At 62.2% G+C, this 9,684-nt stretch carries 7 protein-coding genes; 5 read left to right on the forward strand and 2 right to left on the reverse strand.

The genetic code is table 11. From position 1 onward, the window contains the following. The first annotated feature begins 19 nt into the window (after positions 1-19). The 3 genes from otnI (at position 20) to BM062_RS23610 (ending at position 4,195) form a co-directional block, all read left to right on the forward strand. Complete coding sequence (gene otnI, locus BM062_RS23600) at positions 20-808, forward strand: 2-oxo-tetronate isomerase (RefSeq protein ID WP_092401786.1); 789 nt, start codon at positions 20-22, stop codon at positions 806-808. Positions 809-842: 34 nt separating this feature from the next. Then, positions 843-1,820, forward strand: coding sequence for a D-erythronate dehydrogenase (gene denD / locus BM062_RS23605; protein ID WP_092401789.1), 978 nt, complete (start codon positions 843-845; stop codon positions 1,818-1,820). 125 nt (positions 1,821-1,945) lie between these two features. Beyond that, entirely contained in the window at positions 1,946-4,195 is a 2,250-nt protein-coding gene (locus tag BM062_RS23610) for a mechanosensitive ion channel family protein (protein ID WP_175501144.1), read from the forward strand. 9 nt (positions 4,196-4,204) lie between these two features. Here BM062_RS23610 and BM062_RS23615 read toward each other — a convergent pair whose 3' ends face one another. Continuing rightward, entirely contained in the window at positions 4,205-4,852 is a 648-nt protein-coding gene (locus BM062_RS23615) for a class I SAM-dependent methyltransferase (RefSeq protein WP_092401795.1), read from the reverse strand. Next, positions 4,849-6,234, reverse strand: a complete 1,386-nt coding sequence (locus BM062_RS23620) for a chloride channel protein (RefSeq protein WP_092401798.1) — start codon at positions 6,232-6,234, stop codon at positions 4,849-4,851. Before BM062_RS23620 ends, BM062_RS23615 begins: the two co-directional genes overlap by 4 nt. A 191-nt stretch (positions 6,235-6,425) precedes the next feature. Between BM062_RS23620 and BM062_RS23625 the strand changes: the two genes are divergently transcribed. Beyond that, positions 6,426-8,021 (forward strand): MDR family MFS transporter, encoded by a 1,596-nt coding sequence (locus tag BM062_RS23625; RefSeq protein ID WP_092401801.1) that lies wholly within the window; start codon positions 6,426-6,428, stop codon positions 8,019-8,021. Positions 8,022-8,383: 362 nt separating this feature from the next. After that, the gene (locus tag BM062_RS23630) at positions 8,384-8,842 is read left to right on the forward strand and encodes a hypothetical protein (RefSeq protein WP_092401804.1); all 459 of its coding nucleotides are present in this window, start codon (positions 8,384-8,386) and stop codon (positions 8,840-8,842) included. The last annotated feature ends 842 nt before the right edge of the window (positions 8,843-9,684 follow it).

Here is a 9,684-nt window from a genome sequence, read left to right on the forward strand (position 1 = left end):
ACTTTCCGGGAGTCCAGCAATGCCGCGTTTTGCCGCCAACCTCACCATGATGTACAACGAGCACGCTTTCCTTGACCGCTTTCCGGCTGCGGCCAGGGACGGTTTCAAAGGTGTCGAGTTCCTGTTCCCGTACGAGCATGCCGCCGCCGAATTGCAGGCCAGGCTGCGCGACAACGGCTTGACGCAGGCGCTGTTCAACGCACCTCCAGGCGACTGGGCCGCCGGCGAACGCGGCATTGCCTCGCTGCCGGGACGCGAAGATGAATTCAAGCGCAGCGTCGCCACCGCCCTGGAATATGCGCAAGCGCTCGGCAACCAGAAGCTGCACGTGATGGCCGGCCTGATCCAGCCGCAGCAGGACCGCGCCCGCCATCGCGCCGTGTACCTGGAAAACCTCGCCTACGCGGCGGCGGAAGCGGCTGTGCATGGCATCACGATCGTGATCGAGCCGATCAACACGCGCGATATCCCCGGCTTCTTCCTGAACCGCCAGGACGATGCCCAGGCGATCTGCGCCGAGGTCGGCGCCCGCAACCTGCAAGTGCAGTTCGACCTCTACCACTGCCAGATCGTCGAAGGCGACCTGGCGGTCAAGCTCAAGCGCGACATGGTGCGGCCGCAGGCCGGCATCGGCCACATCCAGGTCGCCGGCGTGCCCGAACGGCATGAACCCGATATCGGCGAAATCAATTATCCGTACCTGTTCGAGCTGATCGACGCCCTCGGCTACCAGGGCTGGATCGGTTGCGAATACCGGCCGCGCGCCGCCACTTCCGACGGCCTGGGCTGGCTCAAGCCGTGGTTATAAACAAGCTTCGAACAACGCTCAATAAGGAATTGCCATGCAAGTAGTCATCACCGGCGGCGCCGGCTTCCTCGGCCAGCGCCTGGCGCGCAGCCTGCTCAAGCAAGGCAGCCTGCCGGACCGCAGCGGCCAGCTGCAAGCCATCAGCAAGATCACCCTGGTCGACGTGGCCGCCGCCGCCGGCTTCGACGACGCCCGGATCGAGCAAATCACCGGCGACATCACCGAGCGCGCTTTGCTGGAGCGCGTGATCACGCCGCAGACGGCGGCGGTGTTTCACCTGGCGGCGATTGTCAGCGGCCAGGCCGAAGCCGATTTCGACCTAGGCATGCGCATCAACCTCGACGCATCGCGCTTGCTGCTGGAACGCTGCCGTTCCTGCGCCAATGTGCCGCGCGTGATTTTCACCAGCTCCGTCGCTGTATTCGGCGGCGTGCTGCCGGCCGTGGTGCAGGACGATACAGCGCTCAATCCGCAATCGTCTTACGGCACGCAAAAGGCGATCGCCGAACTGCTGCTCAACGATTACAGCCGCAAGGGATTTGTCGATGGCCGCGTGTTGCGTTTGCCGACCATCAGCGTGCGGCCCGGCAAGCCCAACCAGGCCGCCTCGTCTTTCGCCAGCGGCATCATCCGCGAGCCGCTCAGCGGCCAGTCCGCCGTTTGCCCGGTAGCGCCGGATGTACGCCTGTGGCTGCTGTCGCCGCGCAAGGTGATCGCCAGCCTGATCCACGGCTACACGCTGCCGGCCGAAGCCTTCGGCAAGAGCCGCACCGTCAACCTGCCGGGGATCTCGGTTACCGTCGCCGACATGGTCGCGGCATTGGAGCGGGTCGCCGGCAAACAGGTCGCGGCGCGGGTGGAATGGATCCACGATCCGGCGATCGACCGCATCATCTCAAGCTGGCCGGGCGCCTGGGACGCCAGCCGGGCGACGGCGCTGGGTTTTACCGGCGATGCCGGCTTCGACGATATCGTGCGCGCTTACATGGAAGACGATTTGCCGGCGGCGTAAGCCTGCAGCGGCTGGTTGCCGCCGATTGACCGGCGTGTGCATGTTTTTTTGACATGCGCTTAACTTGCGGACCATACGGCAGCGGTACGGTAAGATTGTCACTTTATGACTTTTGCCCAGCCGACATGAAGACCAGCTTTTCCCCTTCCATAGTCCGCTTGCTGATGGGCATGCTGTGCAGCTTGCTGCTGAGCCTGGTGCTGGCCGGCGCCGGGCCGGTTCACGCGGCCGCGGCGGCTTCCGCCAGCGGCGCCAGCACCCCGCCCGCCGCAGCGCCGGCGCCCTCCGCGCTGGACTCGCTATCCAAGGTCCTGCAAAGCAATCCCGCCACCGGCAGCCTGGTAGCCACGCTGATCCAGGCGGAGCAGCAGAACAGCAAGGCGTCGCCCGAACAAAAGGGCTTCATCGGCCTGATTTCCAATAGCCTCGATGCTTTCCAGGCGCACCTGAAGCAAGTCGTCACGCCGGAAAAATTCTGGAACCAGCAGTTTTCACTGGCCTGGGGAGACCTGTCGACCATCCTGCAGCGCCAGGAGTCGGAAACCGGATGGCAGGCGCTGGCCAGTTTCCTCGCCATGCTGGCCCTGTTCGGCGCCGTCGCCGTTGCCCTGTACTATCTCGGCAAGTGGCTGCAGCGGCGCTTCAAGGTCGAGACGAAGCTGTCCTCCGATCCCAGCATGAAGGAATTGCTGCTGTATATCTGGCGCCACATCGCGCCGATATTGCTGGCGCTGGTGGTGGAAATCTCGGTCACCATCAGCCTGGACAGCGCGCACGGACAATCGCTGGGACGGACCCTGGCCACCGTGCTGCTGTACACGCTGGTCGGCGCGCGTCTGTTCCAGGCCGTCTGCGCCATCATTTTTTCGCTGTCGCACGGCGGCCACCGCATGGTTGCGGTGCATATCCTGTACCAGCGCGGCTTTAACCTGCTGTATGTGATCGGCTGCGCCGGCTGGCTTGGCGACGCCCTGGACAATCCTCATGTGAACCAGATCATCGGCGTCCACCTGGCCAGCGTGACGGCGACCCTGGCCAGCCTGGTGGCGGCGATACTGGGCGGCGTGTTCGCCCTGCTGTTCCGGCGCCCGGTGGCGCACATCATCCGCAACCGGCCGCTGGCGGTGCGGCGCGACCATCCGGCGCGCATGGAAACGCTGGAAGTGATCGCCGCGTTCTGGTACATACCGATCCTGCTGCTGAGCGTCACCGTCAGCGTCGCCACCATCCTCGATTTGTCGAGCAACAATTCGGCGCTCAACCATGCGCTGGCCAGCGCGGCGCTGCTGATCGCCATGTTTTTCATCAGCGCGCTGCTGCAGCGCGTGCGCGCCCGCAAGACGACTGCGGTGGCGACGCGGCGGCAATCTCCTTACATCCTGCGCCTCAGCAACGTCGGCTTCAGCCTGCTGCAGTTGGCCCTGTGGATTGGTTTCTTCGAGCTGCTGACCAGGATCTGGGAACATTCGCTGCTGGAATTCGCCAACGCCACCCTGATCGGCCAGATGATCGTCTCGGCGCTGGGCAAGATCGGCCTGACGCTGGTGGTGGCCTGGCTGGTCTGGATCCTGCTCGACACCTTCATCCAGGAATCCATCAGTCCGACCCGCAACAGCCGGTACGCGCGCAAGAACCCGAGCACCCGCATGCGCACCATCCTGCCCCTGCTGCGCAATGCGCTGATGCTGCTGATCCTGACCATCACCGTCATCACCACGCTGGCCAACCTCGGCATCAATGTGACGCCGCTGCTGGCTTCGGCCGGCGTGGTCGGGCTGGCGTTCGGCTTCGGTTCGCAATCGCTGGTGAAGGACCTGATCACCGGCGTCTTCATCCTGATGGAAGATTCGATGTCGGTCGGCGACTGGGTCGATGTCGGCAACGGCCACGCCGGCACGGTGGAAAACCTGACCATCCGCACCGTGCGCCTGCGCGACAGCAACGGCTCGGTGCACAGCGTGCCGTTTTCGCAGATCACGGCGATCAAGAACGATTCGCGCGAATATACCTATGCTTCGCTCAAACTGAGTATCACCCATGATTCAGACGTCGACCATGCGCTGCGCCTGATGCGCGAAACCGGCGCCGAAATGCTGGAAGACCGCCGCCTGCGCAGGCTGCTGCTGCAGCCGATCGAGATCTACGGGGTCAATGGCTTCGACTTGAACGGCGTGGCGCTGCTGGCCGGCATCCGCACCAAGCCGCAAACCCAGAACGAGGTCACGCGCAGCTTCAACCTGCGCATCAAGAAAAAAGTGGATGACGATCCGAAGGTGCATTTCGCCACCGAATGGGCGAATTTTCCGCTGGCCGCGGCAGACACCGCGCTGCCGGATTCCTCCCCGGCAGCGCCTGCGGCCGGCGCCAAGAGTTAGTGCGCGACCTTATTTGATGCGGCAGCTGAGCAGCCAGTAGTATTCGAGCCGCAGGATGCGCAGTTCGCGCGTGAGCGGCGCCAGCTTCTTGCGCAGGCCGCTGTCGGTCGGGAAATTCTTCATGACTTCGTAGCGTTCGCCGTTGGGCAGGGTGCGGAACTGGTAGGTATTGCCATCCGCATCGGTGCGGGCGATCGGCGTGCTTTGTTCCTCGACGTAGCCGTTGTCTATCATCACCAGCAAGATATCCTTGCCCAATTTTTCACGCAGCTGGGCGATGAAGCGCACCTGGTCCTGGCGCCCTACGTGCGACCACCAGAAACCCAGGAAACAGGCGGTGAACGGACGGTCCGGCTGGAAGGTGTTGAGGTCCGCCAGCGCGAAAGTCGCCTTGCCGGCCGGCAGTTGCTTGGCCTTGGCCAGTTCGATCATTTCCGGGTTGATGTCGGTGGCGTAGACTGATTTTGCCGAAGCGGCGATCTGCTCGGTCCAGAATCCGGTGCCGCAGGCCAGCTCCAGCACATCGTGGCCTTCCATCAGTTCCTGCACCCGCACCTGCAGGGTCAGCAGTTCATCCTGGCGCTCCGGGCGCTGGTAAATCTCTTCGTAAGTCGAAGCGCGTTTGGCGTAATAAGCCACCATATCTGTATTAATCATTTTCCCGACTCATTTCCTAATTGCTTAACTTCCGTTTTTTCCAAATTGACGAGCGCCGCGCTCGCGGCGACCCGATAGCGCTCTGACAGCGCGTCATACAGCGGCGGCATGAACAGCCGCGACACCCGGCTGGCGATCAGGGCCGTCGCCATCAAGGAGATCACCAGCGCATGGCCGTTGATCATTTCCATCACGATCACGAATGCGGTGATCGGCGATTGCGTGACGGCCGCCAGGTAGCCCACCATCGCCAGCGCAATCAGCATCGGCAACGAAGTGTGGCTGAACACATAGTGCAGCAGGTTGCCGAAACCGGCGCCGATCGACAGCGACGGCGCAAAAATGCCCCCGGGGATGCCGGGCAGGTAGGACGACACCATCGACGCCATTTTCAGGAAGGGATAAAACACCGACAGCTGCTGCTGCCCTTCCAGCACGCCCTTGGCCTCGACATAACCGCTGCCGAAAGTGGCGCCGCCGGCAATCACGCCGATCACCGCCACCAGCAAGCCGCACAGCGCGCCGAAAGCGATCGGACGGGTGCTGCGCAAATGCTGGATCCGGGCCGGGATCCAGCGCTTGGTATTCAACAGCAGCCAGCCGAACATGCCGCCGGCGACGCCGGTCAGGATGCCGGTGACCAGCACTGCCAGCGCCACCATGTCGGTCATTGCGCTGTCGATCTGTATCGTGCCGAAATAGGTATAGTTGCCGTTCAAGCCGAGCGCCACCGCGCCGGCAAAAATAATCACGGTAATGACGACGCCGCTGGCGCGATGTTCAAAGCTGCGCGTCAATTCTTCAATCGCAAACACGATCCCGGCCAGCGGCGTGTTGAAAGCCGCCGACAAGCCGGCCGCCGCCCCCGCCAGTATCAGGCGCCGTTCCAATGCCGCGCTGGCGCGCGGATAAAGGCGCCGCAGGTTGAACATCAAGGCTGCACCGACCTGTACCGTAGGCCCTTCGCGGCCGATGGTGAAGCCGCCCAGGATACCGATGAACGACACCCCGATCTTGCCCGCCAAGATTTTCAGCGACAGCAGCGATTCGCCGCGTTGGCTGGTGTCTTCTTCCAGCGTCGCGATCACTTGCGGAATGCCGCTGCCTTCGGAACCGGGAAAATAACGGCGCGTGGCCCATACGCACAAGGCGCCGACCGCCGGCGTGATAAACAGCGGCAGCCAGAAATGCGACTGCTGCATGGAACGGAACATGCCGAAGCCGACATCCATCAGCCAGGCGTAGAGCACCGCAACCAAGCCTACCAGCACCGCGCCTAGCCATAAAATGCCGTATTTGCGCCAGGCGCGCCGCAGCTGGCGCAGCGTCTGGTCTGAAAAACTGGGAGGCAGCGGATTCATCGGATTTGGGCGCAAAGACATGATTATAAATTATCGCCGGGCAAATCCCCCAATACGATATCGGCCAAGGGCAGCAACGCAGCAGCAGAAACGCCTCAAGAGGCGTATGATCTTGTGTTTGCAATAATGAATCGGCCCTCGCCCTGCGCAGGCTGGTTACGGTAATCAGTGCCCCGTTCCCCCAACCGGCGGTTCCGCCGATAAACAACAATATGGCTATCCATTCCGCCTCCGCTCACTCGAGCGACCAGGTTTTACCGTTCCGTGAATCCCTGCTTGCCATGCTCGGCATCGCCTTTGTGGTGATGCTGGTGGCGCTGGACTCGACCGTGGTCGGCACGGCGTTGCCGACCATCGTTGCCGAATTAAAAGGTTTTGAGCTGTACGCCTGGGTGGCGACCTCTTACCTGCTGACCTCGGTAATCACCGTGCCGATTTTCGGCCGGCTCGGCGATTTTTACGGCCGCAAGCCCTTCGTGCTGGTCTCCATCCTGCTGTTCACCACCGCCTCCATCTTGTGCGGCATGGCCAACAGCATGCTGTGGCTGGTGATCGCGCGCGGCTTGCAGGGCATCGGCGGCGGCATGCTGGTGGGCACCGCGTTCGCCTGCATCCCCGACCTGTTCCCCGGCGCCCACGTGCGCCTGCGCTGGCAAGTGATGATGAGCACGGCGTTCGGCATCGCCACCGCGGTGGGACCCTCGCTGGGCGGATTCCTGACGCAATACTGGGGCTGGCGCTGGGTGTTTTACGTCAACCTGCCGGTCGGCGTGCTGTCGCTGTTCTTCGTCTACAAATACCTGCCGCACCTGCGCCATACCCATCCTGACGCCAAGATCCGCCTCGACTGGCCGGGCGCCCTGCTGATCACCGCGTCGCTGGGATGCCTGCAGCTGTTCGTCGAGATGCTGCCCAAGCATGGCTTGTCGCTTGGCATGCTGGGTCTGCTGGCTGCCAGCATCGTGGCCTTCGTCGCCCTGTGGAAATGGGAGCATCACACACCGCAGCCGATCCTGCCGTTCGACTTGCTGGTCGACCCCAGGCTGTCGATCCTGTTCCTGCTGTCGGTGCTGAGCGGGTTCTCCATGTTTTCGCTGATGTTCTACGCGCCGCTGCTGTACCAGGGCGGGTTCGGCCTGTCGCCGCAGGAAGCCGGCCTGCTGATCACGCCGCTGGTGGCCTGCATCATGGTCGGCAGCATTTCCAACGGCCGCATCATCACCAAGATCAAGAATCCGAACGTGATGCTCTACATCGGCTTCAGCCTGCTGGCGCTGTCCTGCCTCGGCGTGGTGATCTCTAACCGCTGGACCTCGCATGGCGTGATCGCCGCGTTCATGCTGATAGGCGGCCTCGGCCTGGGATTCATCTTGCCCAACCTGACCATCTTCATCCAGCAGGAAGCCGGCCGCGAGCACCTCGGCATCGCCACCGCGCTGATGCAATCGCTGCGCATGATCGGCAGCATGCTCGGCACCGCGATCATCGGCACCCTGATCAACCACATGTACGCCGGCAGCGTGCGCCAGGCGCTGGCGCAGGACAAGGCGGACAGCTGGTTCAGCAGTTTTGCCGACCCGCAGATCCTGATCAGCCATGAAACCCAGGCCACCGTGCTGGCGCAGCTGACGAACGCCGGCCACCAGGGCCAGCTGCTGCTGGAAGCGGCGCGCGAAGCGCTGATCGGATCGATCCATATGGGAGTCGGGCTGGCGGTGGTGGTCACCGTGATCGCGTTGTGGCTGGTAAGCAAAGTGCCGCTCATTACCTTGCATGCCAAGGTCGAAACGACTGTCGTCTCCGAGTAGCATAAGCCGGTCCAGGGCAGCGCAGCCAGGCTACCCTGCCTGGCTCCAGGCGCTTGTTGCCGATTGCGGCGAACCTAACAAACCGTTACATCTCACACCGCCTGGAAGCACCTGTATCAACATCCGGATGGCATTCTGACCTCGTAGCAACTCAAACAGGAAAGAAGGTCAACATGAAAAAGCTCATCGGATTAATCGTGCTCGGCATCACTTTGTGTACCGCGGTCAGCGGTTGCGTGGTCGTCCCGGCGCGCGGCTATTACGCTCCGCATCCCTACTACTATCGCTGATCGGCAATGCGGCGCCGGCAGCATGGCTGAGCCCGCATGCCTTTGACACACAAGAACAATTCCGGAGGTCCCATGAAAACAATCCACAAACTCGTGCTTTCCTTGCTGCTGGTCCCCGCGGTGCTGCCGCTCGCCGCGCAAGCCGACGAACCGGGCCACCACGGCGCATACCTGCATGCGCTGGCTGACCTGCACGCCGCCCGCTGGCTGATCGACCACCGTCCCGGCGACAACTGGCAGATGGGCAGGAACGAACAGCTGGCGCTGGCGGAAATCGACGCGGCAACGCGTGAAATCAACCAGCTTGCCCAATATGTAGGCAAAGATATTTACCAGGAAGAACGCCCCGACGCCCGCCTCGACCACCGCGGCCGCCTGCACGACGCCATCGACGCACTGGAACGCGCCCGCAACGACACCGGCCAGCGCGAAGACGATCCGCGGGTGCTGGAACTGCAACGGCATGCGATGCATCGCATAGAGGTGGCGAAACGTGCTACCGAGGATGCTGTGCGGGATGCCGGGTATTGAAGACTGGCGCAGCGCCGGCATCAGTCGAGCGCGGCGGTATGTACTCCGTGGTCCGTTAAATGGGGTCAGAGTAATTTTCGCAAAGGACGCGAAAAAAAACTCCGACCCCATTTAACTGCTCGGGGTTGGTTTTGACGTTGGGGTTGGGGTTGAAGTTGCTTTTGACGTTGGGGTTGCTTTTGACGTTGGGGTTGCTTTTGAATTCCGCATTGGGACGTTGCCAAATGAGAGCGCGGTCAGACGGGAATTGTGGGAAGACATGTTTGAGCGAAGCGAGTTTGTCTTTCCACCCGGCTGACCGCGCTCTCATTTGGGGACCTGACCGAAGGGAAGGCAACGGCTTTGCGGTCGCCTTTCTTTGCTTACTTTCTTTGGCGAAGCAAAGAAAGTGAGCGGCTGCCGGGCCGCCCCCGGCTTGTACCGACGGAGTAGAAAACGTTTTAAGTAACGACGAACGAAGACCGTCGCATGCCGCCGAACGTACTCCGTGGTCCGTTAAATGGGGTCACCCATTAGCCGCCCCTTGTAAAGGGTACGAATTTAATACTCGCGATGTTCTGCGATAGGTCGATTCAATCGTGCCATCGCTGTGACGTCCGGTCGCTGAATTCGTGCCCTTTGCTTCGTAGCGTGGTTGCGTGAATCGCACCAGTCACCCATATGGATCAAGTGGATGCGTTGTTGCATTGCTCCACCCTGGCAGCGCAGCTGCCCCAGAAGCATCTCGGTACCGTCTTGCGTCCAAATGATGGGCAGATCTATGGCTCCCGCGTAGCGGCTCCAACCCTTGGTGGCTCGCAATCCGGACGACTCATTTCGTAACCGCGTACAACGATGGCAAA

This window comes from Collimonas sp. OK412, from assembly GCF_900112135.1.
GTDB classification, from domain to species: Bacteria; Pseudomonadota; Gammaproteobacteria; order Burkholderiales; family Burkholderiaceae_D; genus Collimonas; species Collimonas rhizosphaerae.